Origin of the sequence: Megamonas rupellensis DSM 19944, from assembly GCF_000378365.1 — a bacterium.
In the GTDB taxonomy this organism is placed as follows: domain Bacteria; phylum Bacillota; class Negativicutes; order Selenomonadales; family Selenomonadaceae; genus Megamonas; species Megamonas funiformis.
The window spans coordinates 22,290-38,109 of record NZ_KB899580.1 but is presented as its reverse complement, the minus strand read 5'-3'; the positions used below and the strand labels follow the sequence as shown (position 1 = coordinate 38,109).

General features: G+C 28.0%; 11 protein-coding genes, 1 pseudogene and 1 CRISPR repeat array (1 of these 13 running past the window's edge). Of the genes and pseudogenes, 7 read left to right on the top strand and 5 right to left on the bottom strand.

What is annotated here, in order from left to right; genetic code table 11:
* The first annotated feature begins 30 nt into the window (after nt 1–30).
* The 4 genes from F553_RS0106940 to F553_RS12680 all read left to right on the top strand — a co-directional run bounded on the left by F553_RS0106940 (nt 31) and on the right by F553_RS12680 (nt 4,991).
* Entirely contained in the window at nt 31–1,893 is a 1,863-nt protein-coding gene (locus F553_RS0106940) for a TonB-dependent receptor plug domain-containing protein (RefSeq protein ID WP_018999539.1), read from the top strand.
* 109 nt (nt 1,894–2,002) lie between these two features.
* Entirely contained in the window at nt 2,003–4,024 is a 2,022-nt protein-coding gene (locus F553_RS0106935) for a TonB-dependent receptor plug domain-containing protein (protein ID WP_018999538.1), read from the top strand.
* Between the two features lie 92 nt (nt 4,025–4,116).
* Nucleotides 4,117–4,791 carry a ChaN family lipoprotein gene (locus tag F553_RS12105; RefSeq protein ID WP_018999537.1) on the top strand — a complete coding sequence of 225 codons (675 nt, stop codon included), beginning with the start codon at nt 4,117–4,119 and terminating at the stop codon, nt 4,789–4,791.
* A complete protein-coding gene (locus tag F553_RS12680) occupies nt 4,764–4,991 on the top strand; it encodes a hypothetical protein (protein ID WP_018999536.1) in 228 nt (75 codons plus the stop codon). The genes F553_RS12105 and F553_RS12680 overlap by 28 nt, the downstream gene beginning before the upstream one ends.
* 432 nt (nt 4,992–5,423) lie before the next feature.
* Here F553_RS12680 and F553_RS11775 read toward each other — a convergent pair.
* The 5 genes and pseudogenes from F553_RS11775 to F553_RS11765 form a co-directional block, all read right to left on the bottom strand.
* A pseudogene (locus F553_RS11775) lies at nt 5,424–5,825 on the bottom strand (transposase); the annotation flags it as partial.
* A gap of 139 nt (nt 5,826–5,964) precedes the next feature.
* Nucleotides 5,965–6,552, bottom strand: a complete 588-nt coding sequence (locus F553_RS11770; protein WP_018999533.1) for a Uma2 family endonuclease — start codon at nt 6,550–6,552, stop codon at nt 5,965–5,967.
* Between the two features lie 76 nt (nt 6,553–6,628).
* Nucleotides 6,629–7,084: a hypothetical protein gene (locus F553_RS0106910; RefSeq protein ID WP_018999532.1), complete on the bottom strand. Its 456-nt coding sequence runs from the start codon at nt 7,082–7,084 to the stop codon at nt 6,629–6,631.
* 14 nt (nt 7,085–7,098) lie between these two features.
* On the bottom strand, nt 7,099–8,163 hold the full coding sequence (locus F553_RS0106905) for a hypothetical protein (protein WP_018999531.1): 1,065 nt from the start codon (nt 8,161–8,163) through the stop codon (nt 7,099–7,101).
* A 70-nt stretch (nt 8,164–8,233) separates the two neighbouring features.
* Complete coding sequence (locus F553_RS11765) at nt 8,234–9,553, bottom strand: AbiH family protein (protein WP_018999530.1); 1,320 nt, start codon at nt 9,551–9,553, stop codon at nt 8,234–8,236.
* A gap of 410 nt (nt 9,554–9,963) precedes the next feature.
* Between F553_RS11765 and hsdR the strand changes: the two genes are divergently transcribed.
* Genes hsdR through F553_RS12460 form a run of 3 tightly spaced genes read left to right on the top strand, consistent with a single transcriptional unit; the run spans nt 9,964 to nt 15,317 of the window.
* The gene (gene hsdR, locus F553_RS0106895) at nt 9,964–12,333 is read left to right on the top strand and encodes an EcoAI/FtnUII family type I restriction enzme subunit R (RefSeq protein ID WP_018999529.1); all 2,370 of its coding nucleotides are present in this window, start codon (nt 9,964–9,966) and stop codon (nt 12,331–12,333) included.
* Nucleotides 12,334–12,354: 21 nt separating this feature from the next.
* On the top strand, nt 12,355–13,836 hold the full coding sequence (locus F553_RS0106890) for a class I SAM-dependent DNA methyltransferase (RefSeq protein ID WP_018999528.1): 1,482 nt from the start codon (nt 12,355–12,357) through the stop codon (nt 13,834–13,836).
* Nucleotides 13,830–15,317 carry a restriction endonuclease subunit S gene (locus F553_RS12460; RefSeq protein ID WP_018999527.1) on the top strand — a complete coding sequence of 496 codons (1,488 nt, stop codon included), beginning with the start codon at nt 13,830–13,832 and terminating at the stop codon, nt 15,315–15,317. Before F553_RS0106890 ends, F553_RS12460 begins: the two co-directional genes overlap by 7 nt.
* A 166-nt stretch (nt 15,318–15,483) precedes the next feature.
* Nucleotides 15,484–15,820: a CRISPR direct-repeat array (repeat unit 30 nt; unit sequence ATTCAAATACAACTCTTGTTAAAGTTAAAT); it runs 810 nt beyond the window's last position.

The window sequence follows — 15,820 nt, the reverse complement described above, 5'->3', positions numbered from 1 at the left end:
AACTTAATTTTATAATAAAGGAGACGAGCAATGCTAACAAAAAAACGTAAATCTACACTTTTAACTTTATCTATATTGATGGGATTGACAAGTTGTACGCAAGCTAGTGAAGTAATCCAAACACCAGATGTAGTGGTAACAGCTACAAAAACACAGCAAGAAGTGAAAGCTGTACCTAATGCTGTAGAAGTCATCACCAGTGAAGATATTGAACAATTAGGAGCAACAGATATTTATTCTGCTTTGAAATTGGCAACAAATGTTGATGTTTCTCAAATTGGTGCAGGTCATAGATTGATGGTTCGTGGGAAAAATGCAGGTGCTTTAGTATTATTAGATGGCAGAAGAATGTCAAATGAATATTCATCAATGACTAGAGGAGCTTTTGATTTAGATAAAATAAATTTATCTAGTGTAGAACGCATTGAGATTGTTAGAGGTGCAGCCTCCGCTCAATATGGTGCAGATGCTGAAAGTGGAGTAATCAATATTATTACGAAAAAATCTAAAGAACAATCTGTAACTGTAGGAGTAAATACAGGAACCGATGTCATGAATAATTATTATCGTTTTGATTTAGGTCAGCAAGGTAAATTCAATGGGGTAATGAATGCTAATTTTGCTAAATATCGTAAACGTGAATTTGTTGGTGGCACAGGGACGAATTATTTTGGCCCTAGAACGAATTATGATTTTAGTGGAACGTATGCATTTGATGATAATAATGATTTAGATTTTTATATAGGTTATTATGATGAAAAATCAAAGAAAATAACAGATTATTCTTCTATGGGAATGGGCAAAAGTTCTACAAATTATGATAAAACAAATCAAGATTATAGTATAGCTTATAATGGAAAAGGCGATAATAGTAATTATATGATTAGAGCTTATTATAATCGATATGATAAGGAAGAATATAAAGGCAGTAAAAATAATGGTTATAAGCAAAATACATTTGATACTTTAGGTATTGAAGCTAAAAATACAGTACAAGCAGGAGATGAACATTTATTAACTTATGGTGTTGAATATAAAAATATAGGTGTAGAAGGCCCAATCTTAGCTTTAGGTGAAGGTAATAGCAAGGACAATTCTGCTTATGCTGGATATATTCAAGATGAATGGTTTATAAATGATAAAATTTTATTTATTCCAGCAGTGAGATATGACCATGATGAACAATTTGGCGGAAAAACGACACCAAAATTAGGTGCAACTTATTTTCTAAGTGATAATAGTCGTATAAAAGCGAATTGGGGTAAATCATGGAGAGCTCCAAATTTAGTAGAATTATATGCTGGGCAAGATCATGGTTTTATTACGATATATGGAAATCCAGATTTGAGACCAGAAGAAGCTACTACATGGGAACTCGGTTTTGAAGCTGAAAAAGATAATAATTGGTTGAAATTAAATTATTTTAATAGTAAATACGATAATTTAATAACATATGATAAGGTAAATGGAAAAAATACATTTATCAATGCTCAAGATGCCAAAACTGATGGCGTAGAATTTGAAGTAGGTCGCCAATTTGATGATAATTGGTCTATTAGAGCGACTAGTAATTGGCTCAATGCTAAAGATAGTGATGGGGAAAAAGTATCTGCGACAGCCGATAATATTTCCACTTTAGAATTGAATTATGATGATAATGATATTAATGGATATAGTGCTAAGCTTTGGAATTCTTGGGTAAGTAATTATCATTATGCTAATGAAAATTATGATTATAATACTTTAAATTTTGTAGTAAATAAAAAATTCGCCTTTGATGATGGTCGAAGTGGACGAGTTTATGCAGGTGTAGATAATATTGGAGATAAAAAAATAGGAGATATTTATTTAGAAGGTAGAATTTGGCGTGTAGGAGCAGAGATTACTTTTTAAATAAAAAATATTCATAGCTAAAGAAAAGCAAATAATACGTTTAATCTGTTTATATTAATGATAATGATTATTGTTAATATAAACAATTACATACAAAGGAGTTAATATAATGAGATTATCTACAAAAAAACAACAAACTTTATTGACTTTATCAGTGTTATTAGGTTTATCAAGTCCAGTATATGCACAAGATATACAAAATAATGATGTGATAGTTACACCAGATGTAGTAGTTACAGCGACACGAACTCAAGAGGAAGTAAAAGCTGTACCGCAAACTGTAGAAGTAATTACTAAAGAAGATATTGAACAATTAGGAGCAACAGATGTTTATTCTGCACTTCGTTTGGCAGCTAATGTAGATGTAACTTCAGCAGGTATGGCAGGTCATAATGTGATGATTCGCGGAATGAGTACAAATCATACTTTAATTTTAATAGATGGTAAAAGATTTGCTGGAGAAGATACAAGTGCCACACAAAACGTTTATGCCTTAGGTCGATTGAGTCTTTCAAATATTGAACGTATTGAAATTGTACGTGGCAGTGCTTCAGCACAATATGGTTCAGATGCTTTAGGTGGAGTAATTAATATCATCACTAAAAAATCAAAAGAGCCATCAGTTATGGTAGGTCTTTCTACAGGATCAGAAGCTATAAATAATTATTATCATATAGATTTTGGTAAACATGGAAATTTCAGTTCTACTTTTGATATGCGTTTTAGTGATGTACGCAAAAATATGCAAGCTGGAGATGAAGGCAGTAATTATTATGGCCCTATTCAAGATTTTAATTTTGCTGGAACATGGGATTTAGGTAATGATAAAGAAATTGATTTGACGCTTGGCTATTATAATGAACATACAAAAGCAGATTATGCTGATAAATATACATCAACAGGCGTTTTTCAAACTAGTAAGGATAAAAAAGAATGGTATGATTATAGAAGATATGATTATAGTTTAGGTTATAGTGGCAAAACTGATAATAGTGATTATATGATTAGGACTTTTTATAGTAGATTGGATAAAGAGAATAATTTATATAATTATCGCAATAATTTCCCAGGACCAATGGAAAATATTTTGGGTTCAATGTATCCAAAATATGATTGGGATAAATCCACTTATACGCTTTGGGGCATAGAAGGTAAGAATACTGTGCAATTAAGTGATAATCATCTTTTGACATTTGGCGGCGAATATCGTCAAAATAAAGTCGAAGGTACTCGTTTGAGTGATGGAGGTGATAATGTACATCAGGTAAGTCAATCAGGAAATGGAATAGTAAGTAATAAATATTATTCAGATAAAGAAATAAATACTTGGGCAGGATATATCCAAGATGAATGGCAAGTGAATGATAAATTATTAGTAATTCCATCTATGCGTTATGACCATGATAGTTCTTTTGGTGGGGAAGTTACACCAAAAATAGGTGCGACATATTTTATCAGTGATAATAGTCGCATTAAGGCTAATTGGGGTAAAGGCTTTAAAGCTCCAACTATTAGTGAATTATATATGGCAATGCATCGTGCAATGGGTGGGCAAACTGTCAATGTTTATGGTAATCCAGATTTAAAACCAGAAAAATCTACTTCATGGGATATCAGTTTTGAAGCTGAAAAAGATAATAATTTTGGTAAATTAACATATTTCAATAATGATGTTAAAAATTTAATTACTACAAAACAAATAGGTAGTAGTTATTATGATCAGAGATATATAAATGTAGATGAAGCTGAAATTGATGGTGTGGAAATGGAAATTGGTCGTAATTTAGACGATAAATGGACAATAAAAGCAACAAGTAATTGGCTAGATGCAACAGATAAAGTGAGTGGTGATCGTTTAGATAATAGAGCAAGAAATATGACTACATTGCAATTATTATATGATGACCATGATGATTGGGGATATAGTGCGATTTTATGGCAACAATGGGCTAATAAATACCATTATGATGATAATGATTATAATTTCACTACAACTAATTTTGTACTCAATAAAAAATTTGGTGAAGGAAATAGAGTTTATGCAGGTGTAGATAATATTTTTGACAAAAAGATTAGTGATATTGGTTTAGATGGTATGATCTGGCGTTTGGGTGCAGAATGGACTTTCTAAGATAATAAGATAAATTAAATAAAGTAGCAGGGTAAAATCTTGCTACTTTGTTTTATTTAATAAATAAATTTTTACTAAAAGGAGATGGTATTTTGAAAAAGTTTTGGCAGATAATTGCTTGTAGTGGGCTAGTATTGACTAGTTGCTTAGGAGGTATGGCTCAAGCACAAGATGAAAAATCTGACATAGAGTATTATTATCAAGGGGAAAAAATTAATTTAGATAAAGCGGTGAGCATTTCTCAAAATTATGATGTAGTATTTTTTGATGAATATCACGACCAAAAATCTATTCATGAAGCAGAATTATTATTTTTCCAAGAGATGTATAAACAAAATAAAGATATGATATTATCTATGGAAATGTTTGAAAGAGATGTTCAGCCAGTAATGGATAAATATTTAAATGATGAAATAACAGAAACAGAATTTATAAATAATTCTCGTCCATGGGAAAATTACCAAACAGATTATAAACCATTGGTAGAATTTGCTAAAGAAAAAGATATGTATGTTTTAGCATCAAATATTCCACGAAGAATAGCTAATCAATATACAAAAGTAGGCGATTTAGCTTTAATTGAAGATAGAGATAAAATTTATTTGCCAAAAAAACATTTAGTAGAGTATGAAAGATATTATGATAAATTCAAAAATTATATGTCTATGGGTGATGGTCAAAGTCATATGATGATGACACCAGAAAGAATAGAAGCTTTCTATAAAGCTCAATGTTTGCCATGGCAGAAAGTATTGTTGAATTTTTAAAGGAACATAAAGGCACAAAAGTCCTCCATGTACAAGGAAGTTTTCATGGTGATGAACATTTAGGCGTGGTAGAAAAAGTAAATAAACTAAATCCTAGCTTAAAGACTGTAGTTATAACACCTATTGAGGCTAAAGAATATGAGAAAATGAAGAATAATTATGGTGAGGATACTATAATTATGACTTTTGTGAGAAAATAATAATATAATAATTATAAATTTTTACTATATAAAAATTTATAAATTCAAATACAACACTTGTTAAAGTTAAATAATGTGTTATACTAAGTATAGGCAAAACATAACAAAAGAGTCATATAGACAGCAAAACCCCATGAAGTTCGCACCTTCATGGGGTTTCTTGCGTTATATAGCTAACGTTGAAGCTAGGCTAGTTGCCACATAAAATCGAAAAAAGCATGTCTAGCCCTTTGCAAATATAGTAGGCAACTACACTTGCCATGACAGCTTTTAAAAACATAACAAAATGAGACATATAGACACCTCCTAACTGTTACCAGTATAGGAAGGGCAACGAAAAATATTATAACATAAAAAATTTTTTTATGTTATGAATTGTTAATCCAAGTGAGACACTTCTTTTAAAAATAAATTAAATGGATTATCTCAATTCTTTTTTCTTCGTTTTCCTTTATGTCGTAAATTCTTAAATGAAATACCTTTTAATTTACCAATATAAATCCAATTATAAATGGTTTTAAAGGAAAGTTTACCATTTAAAAGTGCATTAGAAATCTGTTCTGGAGACCAATTTTCATGTAATTTTTCAGAAATAAGATTAGAAAGAAATTCATTATATTTACTAGAGTGAGAAGAATTTTTACGACGTTTAAGATATTTATTGTGAGCAGATGTAGAGACATATTCATTTTTAATTTTATTACGAGATAATTCTCGAGCAATAGTAGAATGATGGCGATGCAAAAATTTAGCAATAAAACGAGTAGAATAACCTAAAATAGAAAGAACCTCTATACGAATACGTTCAGATATGGTAAGATGATGATAGCTCATTATGAATTTTCCTTTCGTGTAGGTTTTGTGTGGTAACTTTATTTTATACGAAAATTCATAATGAGTTTTTTTATTTTTTAGGTGTCGCACTTCATTATATAATCCATCATATATATAATAATAGGTATAAAAGCTAAATCTATATATTTTCAAATATATCTTTTATTTTAATCACTAAATTATCACAAACAGATACTTTTATATCAGTGTAGATAGTCAATTTATTTTTATCGTCATTTGCTAAAGCATCATTTTCAGCTATTTCTTCATCTGTGAAATATGCATAAACATTGTCTAAGTAAAATCGACCATTATTATTTAAATATACTTCTACAGATTTATCTACAGTATTTACTATCCAGTATTCTTTTACGCCAAATTTTTCATAAATATCTTTTTTTATTCCTTTGTCATTTTTGGCTGTAGATGGAGACAAGACTTCTACTACTAAATCTGGAGCACCTTGTATATTTAAGTCAGTGATAATATCTTTATTACATATAATCATTACATCAGGAATAAAATGATTTTTTTCATCTAAATATACATCTACACCATCGGCAAAAGCTTCACATTTTTTACCTTTTAAATATATACTAAATTCTCTAAAAATATTACCTAATGCTCTGCTATGAGCTATTCTAGGACGTGGCGACATCATAATAATTTTTCCGTCAATTAGTTCAAAACGTTCCTTATAATCATCAGTATATGCAAGATTACTCATATTAGTCACCTCTTATTAAAATAAACTTTCTAATGAACTAAGAACCTTATTAGTAATAGCTCTTTGATGAGCTGTTTTATTTATTTTGGGTTGTATTCTTTATTGCTTTTTGTTCTTTATATTCAGCTAATTTTTTATCACGTCCTACAAGTTCTGAACTTCTATCACGTATTGTTTCTCCTAAAGTTGAAGGCATGATTATTTCTTTTATTTTATGCTCATTACCACTAGCTGTGGGTATTGAATGATTATTTTCATAAATAGCATATTCATGAGCAGAATATCGATTATCTTTATAGAAAATTTCTATATGTTCTAACATAAATATATTTTTTGCTGGTCTAATCAAACAAATCCATAAATCTGTACTATCTGTTACAGGATTGTATTTAATGGTTTCTTTATCTATATATGTTGTATATTCATTATCAGAAGATATCCAAAACCATCTATTTTCATTTATATTTTGAGCAAAAGCTGTAGATATAAATATCATTAAATTTAAGATACATATTATACATATTTTTTTCATGGTATCACCTATTATTATAATTCTGTTTGATATTTGATATTTTTATCAGGTGTTTGTATATTAGTTATTATTACATTAGTTGTAGTATTGGAAAATACTTTTATTAAGTTATTATCTTTATCTATAAATGGATTTAATTCAAAATTTGAAGTTATAGTATTTTCTTGATTAGGTTGCATTACTATATTGTCGGTAATAGTTTTTTCATAAACAATATTATTATTATTGTCTATAAATTGTATCTGGATATTGTTTATAGTTATATTTTGATCAGTTAAATTTTTTAAAGGGATATAAACAACGACTTTTCCATCAATTAAGCCAAATATATTTTGAGTTTGTAAATTAGCTTTTACATTAGCCATATTAATAGAAATATTTTGTGATATTTCATCAGATATTTGTTTATTTATTTCATCTAGTTTTTCTTTGGTAGCTTGAGTATATTCTTTGATAAATTCATCTAAATTTACAAAAGTATCAATTCGCCATGTGCCATCTTCTAATTTTGCCATACCGATTTTTAAAGTGAAATTTTTATCTGTTTTATTATCATAGAGAATTATATCAACAGTTGCACGATTTCCATTTGTTTCTGTATTTGCAATGTCTTTAAATTCTAGTCTAGTATATCCTTTGATTTTATTTTCATTTTGTTTTTCGCTATTAGCAATTTTATTATTTGTCTTATTCGTTTCAAATGGATTAGTCATATTAAAATTGCCATCACGAACATAATTAATAAATCCGTCTTTTAAAGATTTAACTATAGCTGGTTTTACTGTTTGAATTATTCCTTGAATAAGAGGATTATTCATATCATTAGTGGACATCTCTTGGGCTAAAAATCCATCTACTGCTTGAGTACATAAAGCTTCAGTATCGACATGTTTTTCAAAAGCTACTACATCATGATTTTGTACAGATTCTTGTATAAGTTTTAAACTATATTGAGGTGTTTTTATCCAATAGAAGAAATAAAATGCACACCCTGCTAAAATTAATAATACTATTAATCCTATAATTTTATATATTTTTTTATTATTTGTAGATTGAACTTCTGAATTAGTTTCTTCCATGATAAAATGCACTCCTTTAAATAAAAATTTTTATAATCAATATGATTAAAATAAGAAGGTATCATTAAATTTATTTTTTAGATGTTTGTTTAATAAAAATTATTCTATTTTGAAAATAGTATTTTTGAAATACATCTTTTCCTAACACTTTGATTAAGTTAGTAACTTCTTGTCTGTAATGTTTTTCATCATAATAGAATATTTTTACTGTAGAAGTATCTTTTTTTAGAACACTATTTATAATTTTTTCTAATATTTCTTTGTCGCTTTCATCTAATGAATGACCATGTATATATACTGTATCAAAATCTGCATAGTTTTCAGAGTCCGTAGAGTCTAGCCAACTAACATATTGATAGTCAGTCTTTTTATATATACGTTGAAAATATTTTTTGAAATATACAGTATCAATAATTTTGTTTTCTGTATCTTCTGTTAAGGTTTCATTTATACCTAATACTAGATTATTTTTATTTAATGAGCCATGAATAAAATCTATTTTATCATTATCTAATTTAGAATATAATTTTCTAAATGTATCAGTATAATTAAAGCTCAAAACATGTGTTATTTTATAATCGATATCAGAAATATCTTTAGTTTTTGTGAGATTAGAAATATCTTGTTCTAATAAATAATCTCTTAACATATTTGTTAATTCATTTAAATTACTTTCAAGATTTTTAATACTAGTATCATATTCTTTTTTTATATATTTACAATAATTAGCAGCTTCAGCAAATGGAAATAAATAATTTTTGAAGTAATAGCTTGATTTAGAATATATTTTATAAATAGTAGTATATTCATTTTCTCCCTTATAATAATTCATATTATCAATAAAATTATTAGTTTTAATTTCTTCTATTAGAGTTATTATTTTTTTTAATTCAGTTTCAATATCTATCCAATTATTACCTTGTAATTTATTTTGTTTATATTCAGTTATTAGATATGATAGTAGTTTATTATTTTTGATAATATATTTATTATCGTTTAAAATAATTTCATTTTTAGAAGCAGCTTTTTTATCAATAACATCAAAAAAATCTGTATATTGAGTTTTTAAGCCATGTTCTAAATCAAAACCATTTCCTACTATTAAAAGATTATTTTCAAGCGAAAATTCAAATTTTAAATTATAACTAGGTGGATTGTGAATAAAACTTTGTTCTACTGTGTCTTTAAAAATATTTATATTATTTGATATAAGATTTTGAATGATGTTTTCTTTATTTTCACTGTTACATATATTTTTTATTTCTATATAAGTTTTATTTACTGATTCATTTGAAGCAGAAAATATATGAGAATCATCAACAATATTAGATAATTTATTTTTTAATTTATTGTATGCTTGTAGTGGCAAATTATATACAGTAATATCCAAAATATTTCCTCCTTAAATTAATTTATAAAAATAAAATTTATAACTATAAGTATATATGATAATTATTTTTTATGTCCTAATTCTAGAAATTAGATAATATATTGTTTATCAATATCACTAGAATAGGACATCAATTCAGATGAGAACTTAGTGGTTATGTTTTTTGTACATATTTGGGAAAATGTTCTGTCAGCAGTATTATAAGAATGGTTTTTAAGTTTTTATCAATATAAATTATACAATTTTTATTTGTATTTTTGAATATATAAATTTATCAATGCTTAATTTATAAGGATTATGTAGTTTCAAAGGGATAATATATATTTAGATTAATTGATAATAAAATATTAATGTTGTAAACTTTATTATAAGTATAGTAATACGCTAATTTTTATATGGGAGTGTATTTTATGATAGTTGAATTGACAGAGGAAGATATAAAATTTAAATATATAACACCAGCGATAGAAAATGTTGGTTGGGATAAAGATAATGTATTTTATGAATACTATATAACAAATGGAGCTGTGCAAGTACGAGGTGATAAGGTAACACGAGGAAAACGCAAAAAAGCAGATTATGTACTGACTTATGGTGTGAATAAAAAACCATTGGCGATTATAGAAGCGAAGAAAATGAATTATTCTATAGGGCATGGTATGCCACAAGCTATGGAGTATGCTCAAATGTTAGATGTAAAATTTGCTTATTCTTCAAATGGAAAGGGTTTTATTGAATATGATTTTTTCACAGGGAAAACAAGAGAGATAAAATTAGAAGAATTTCCAACACCTGAACAATTATGGAAGCGTTATATTGAGGGTGAAAAATTGGATAAAGATATGCTTAGCGTTGTACAAGAAGCATATTATGTTGATCCACTGGCAAATAAAAAGCCTAGATATTATCAACAAGTAGCTATTGATAGAACTGTTGAAGCTGTTGCTAAAAATCAAAAACGTATTTTGTTAGTGATGGCAACAGGCACGGGAAAAACATATACAGCATTTCAGATTGTATATAGACTTATTAAAGCGAAAAAGGTAAATCGTGTACTTTATTTGGCTGATAGAAATATCTTGATAGATCAGACTATTGTACAAGATTTTAAACCATTTGAAAAAGTCATAACGAAAATAGAAAATAGATATTTAGATAGTTCCTATGAAATTTATATGAGTTTATATCATCAATTTATTGGTGAAAATGGTGAAGAAATTTTTCGTGCATTTAAACCAGAATTTTTTGATTTAATAATTGTAGATGAATGTCATCGTGGTAGTGCCAAAGAAGATTCACAGTGGCGAACTATTTTGGAATATTTTAATAGTGCAGTACAAATAGGTCTTACAGCGACACCGAAGGAAACAAAAGAAGTAAGTAATATAGCTTATTTTGGTGAACCTATATATACTTATAGTTTAAAACAAGGTATAGCTGATGGCTTTTTAGCACCATATAAAGTTATTCGTGTGAATATAGATAGAGATAGTGAAGGCTGGAGACCGTATAAAGGACAATTTGATAAAAATGGTCTGCAAATTGAGGATAAATTATATTTAGGAAAAGATTTTGATAAAAATTTAATTATTGATGAACGTACCCAAGAAGTAGCAAAGCGTATTACAAAATGGTTAAAAGAAAATGGTAGATATAGTAAAACTATTGTTTTTTGTGTGGATATAGAACATGCTGAAAGAATGAGGCAAGCACTTATAAATGAAAATAGCGATATCATGAAGGTTAATCCTAAATATATTATGCAAATAACAGGTGATAAAAAAGAAGGAAAAGCTATGTTAGATTATTTCATTGATCCTAGTGAAAAATATCCGACAATAGTTACTACATCAAAGTTAATGACTACAGGTGTAGATGCTAAGACTTGTAAATTAATTGTATTAGAAAATAATATAAATTCTATTATTGAGTTTAAACAAATTATTGGACGTGGCACTCGATTAAATCCAGATTATGATAAAAATTATTTTACTATCATGGATTTTAGGGGAGTAACGAGATTATTTGCAGATCCTAATTTTGATGGCGAGCCTATAGTTATCATTGAAGATGATGGAAAAGATGAAAATACAAGTATGAATACTACAGAAGAAACAGGCGAAGATATAGCAGGCGAAGATGGCGATATATTTACACCACCAATGGTGCATGAAGGCAAAGTAAAATATCATGTGGATAATGTAGATGTAAATATAGTAAATGAACGTGTACAATATCTTGATGCTAATGGAAAATTAATAACAGAAAGCGTTGTTGATTTCACTAAGAAAAATGTTCGCAAGGAATATGCTTCTTTAGATGAATTTATTAATGCTTGGAGCAGTACAGCGAAAAAGCAAGTTATTCTTGAAGAATTAGCAAAGTATAATGTTTCTATAGATGAACTATATAAGGCTACAGGTAAAAATGATATAGATGAATTTGATTTAATTTTGCATATTGTTTATGATCAAAAACCTTTGACGAGAAAAGAACGTATTAATAATGTGAAAAAAAGAGATTATTTTGCTAAGTATTCGCCAGTTTGTAGAGAAGTATTAGATGCTTTGATGGAACAATATAAGAATGAAGGCATAAGAGAAATACAAAATCTTCAAGTTTTACGCAATAAAAATTTTGCTAAATGGGGAACTGCACCAAAAATTGTAAAAATGTTTGGCGGTAAAGAAAAATATTTTCAGGCAGTAGATGAACTCACAAGTTTAATCTATAATAATGAAACATCCGCAAATCAAGGAAATAATATATATAATCTATAAAAGGAGTACATGAATTAAACTATGAGTTTAGGAGCATTTGTAAAAAACATTCAAAATATAATGCGTGGGGATAGCGGTGTAAATGGTGATGCACAGCGTATCGAGCAATTAACATGGCTATTATTTTTAAAAATTTATGCCAAGAAGGAAGAAGACTGGGAACTTTTTGATGAAAATTATAAATCTATATTGCCAGAAGAATGTAAATGGGAAAACTGGGCAGTAGATGATGCAGATGGTAAGTCTTTAACAGGAGATGATTTATTAGAATTTGTCAATGAAAAGTTATTCAAACAGTTAAAAGAAATAAAATTGCCAGAAAATGCTCCTATGAAGCATAAGATTTTAAGAGATGTATTTGTAAGCACCAATCAATATATGAAAGATGGTGTTTTACTACGTCAATTAATCAATGAAATCAATAAAATAGATTTTGATAATATCAAAGAATTGCACGCTTTTGGCGAAATTTATGAAACCATCTTGAAAAGTTTGCAAAGTGCAGGAAATGCAGGGGAATTTTATACACCTAGGGCAGTAACTGATTTTATCGTAGAAATGGTAAATCCAAAGCTTGGCGAAACTGTAGCTGATTTTGCTTGTGGAACAGGTGGATTTTTGACTTCTACATTAAATCATTTAGAAAAAAATATGAAAAATACAGAAGATAGAACACAGTATAATAATGCTATCTATGGTATAGAGAAAAAGCCTCTACCACATTTATTATGTGTAACAAATATGTTAGTGCATGATATAGATAATCCTGCTATTTATAATGCTAATTCCTTAGAAAAACGCAATGTAAGAGAATATAAAGATAATGAAAAATTTGAAGTTATTTTGATGAACCCACCTTATGGTGGAGCTGAAGGTGATGCAATAAAAAACAATTTCCCAGTAGATTTACGCAGTAGTGAAACAGCAGATTTATTCATATCTTTAATTATGTATCGTTTGAAAGAAAATGGTAGAGCAGCAGTTATCATACCAGATGGATTTTTGTTTGGTTTAGATAATGCCAAAGTGGCTATCAAGAAAAAATTATTTAGTGAATTTAATGTGCATACGATTGTTCGCCTGCCTGCTTCTGTGTTTGCTCCATATACACCTATTACTACAAATATTATCTTTTTTGATAATACAGGAACTACGAGAGAAACTTATTTTTATCGTTTGGATATGCCAGAAGAATATAAACATTTTTCTAAGACAAAACCAATGAAATTAGAACATTTTGCTGATTGTATAAAATGGTGGAATGATAGATGCGATATTCAAGATGAGGATACTGATACTTATAAGGCTAAAGTTTATACATTAGAAGAAATCGTAAATCGCAATTATGATATAGATTTATGCGGTTATCCTACAGTGGAAGAAGAAGTCTTATCTCCAGAAGAAACTATTTTAGAGTATAAAGAAAAAAGAGCTACTTTGAATGCCAAGATAGATAAGAAGCTCCAAGAAATAGAAAATATTTTAGGGGTAAAATTATGTTAGCAGATAAATTAAGAAAATCAGTATTGCAATCAGCTATACAGGGAAAATTGACAGAGCAATTAGCTACAGATGACAATGTAGAAGATTTATTACAAGCGATAAAAAAAGAAAAAGCACTTTTAATCAAAGAAAAGAAGATAAAAAAACAAAAACCATTACCAGAGATAACAGAAGATGAAATACCATTTGCTATACCTGAAAATTGGAAATGGGTAAGGCTAGATGATATATGTGTATATTTACAAAGAGGAAAATCACCAATATATTCAGATATAAAAAAATATCCTGTTGTATCTCAAAAATGTAATCAGTGGAGTGGATTTACTTTAGAGCCGGCAAAATATTTAGCACCAGAAGTATTAGAAAAATATTCTGATGAAAGATATTTAAAGAAACATGATATATTAATAAATTCAACGGGATTAGGCACAGTTGGAAGGGTATGTTTATTTAAAACAGATTCAAAATATCCTATTGTAGTAGCAGACAGTCATGTTACAGTTGTGCGTAGCACACGTTTAATAAGTGAAATATATATAAAATATTTTTTATCTTCTCCACATATTCAAGATAATATAGAAGATATGTGTAGTGGTTCAACTAAACAAAAAGAATTGGCATTGAATACAATAAAAAATTTATTAATACCATTGCCACCATTAGCAGAACAAAAGCGTATAGTAGAAAAGCTTGATAATGTTTTAGCTAATATAGAAAAACTAAAATCTAGTGAAGAAAAATTATCTATACTGCAAAAGAATTTCCCTGATAAATTAAAAAAATCTATATTGCAATCAGCTATACAAGGGAAATTGACAGAGCAGTTAGCTACAGATGATAATGTAGAAGATTTATTACAAGCAATAAAAGAAGAAAAAGAACGCTTAATCAAAGAGAAGAAGATAAAAAAACAAAAACCATTGCCAGAGATAACAGAAGATGAAATACCATTTACTATACCTGAAAATTGGAAATGGATAAGAATAAATGATGTTTCATCTATATATACAGGAAATAGTATTAATGCTAAAGAAAAAGAATTAAAATATAGTAATGTAAAACAAGGATATAATTATATTGCAACGAAAGATGTAGATTTTAATAATTGTATATTATATGAAAATGGTGTGAAAATTCCTTTTGAAACAAATTTCAAAATTGCTAAGAAAGGTGCTACTTTAATGTGTATTGAAGGTGGAAGTGCAGGAAGAAAAGTAGGATTTTTAAAAGAAGATGTTTGTTTTGGTAATAAGTTATGTTCATTTAATCCTATGAAAATTTATGATAGATATATTTTTTATGTAGTACAAGCACCTTTATTTATAAATAATTTTAAAATTAATATGACAGGAATAATAGGTGGAGTTAGTATAAATAAATTAAAGATGATATTAATACCATTACCACCGTTAGCAGAACAAAAGCGTATAGTAGAAAAATTAGATAAGCTCTTAGCTGATATAGAAGAATTAAAGATATAAGTCTATTTTTCTAATTTGCACGATAATAATAAGCTTTGTATTGCAAAATCTATGTAATATATTATACTAAGTATAGACGAAATCAAACTCATGATGACGCACAAAAGCCTTAGGAAGGGTCAGTTCCTAAGGCTTTTTTCATTGTTATACTAATGCTAGAGAGTTAATTTAAATACAAGACTTGTTAAAGTTAAATTGCTTGTCAACAAATTTTGGACACCATCTATCACGTATTCAAATACAACACTTGTTAAAGTTAAATTACTTGTTTTAGCCGTTTCCTACTATCTTTAATACTATTCAAATACAACTCTTGTTAAAGTTAAATCAGGTGCATAACAAGTCTGCACCATTCCGTACAAGCATTCAAATACAACTCTTGTTAAAGTTAAATAATAAAAAACCCCTATTTTGTGCTATAATAAAAATGATTCAAATACAACACTTGTTAAAGTTAAATTAATACCTATAATTTAGTTAGACGTGGAAAGCGCCAATTCAAA

What these genes read in the sequence shown, in the direction of transcription:
- F553_RS0106940 (WP_018999539.1), top strand. Translation starts at nt 31, where the DNA reads ATGCTAACAAAAAAACGTAAATCTACACTTTTAACTTTATCTATATTG.
- F553_RS0106935 (WP_018999538.1), top strand. Translation starts at nt 2,003, where the DNA reads ATGAGATTATCTACAAAAAAACAACAAACTTTATTGACTTTATCAGTG.
- F553_RS12680 (WP_018999536.1), top strand. Translation starts at nt 4,764, where the DNA reads ATGGCAGAAAGTATTGTTGAATTTTTAAAGGAACATAAAGGCACAAAA.
- F553_RS11770 (WP_018999533.1), bottom strand. Translation starts at nt 6,552, where the DNA reads ATGAGTAATCTTGCATATACTGATGATTATAAGGAACGTTTTGAACTA.
- F553_RS0106910 (WP_018999532.1), bottom strand. Translation starts at nt 7,084, where the DNA reads ATGAAAAAAATATGTATAATATGTATCTTAAATTTAATGATATTTATA.
- F553_RS0106905 (WP_018999531.1), bottom strand. Translation starts at nt 8,163, where the DNA reads ATGGAAGAAACTAATTCAGAAGTTCAATCTACAAATAATAAAAAAATA.
- hsdR (WP_018999529.1), top strand. Translation starts at nt 9,964, where the DNA reads ATGATAGTTGAATTGACAGAGGAAGATATAAAATTTAAATATATAACA.
- F553_RS0106890 (WP_018999528.1), top strand. Translation starts at nt 12,355, where the DNA reads ATGAGTTTAGGAGCATTTGTAAAAAACATTCAAAATATAATGCGTGGG.
- F553_RS12460 (WP_018999527.1), top strand. Translation starts at nt 13,830, where the DNA reads ATGTTAGCAGATAAATTAAGAAAATCAGTATTGCAATCAGCTATACAG.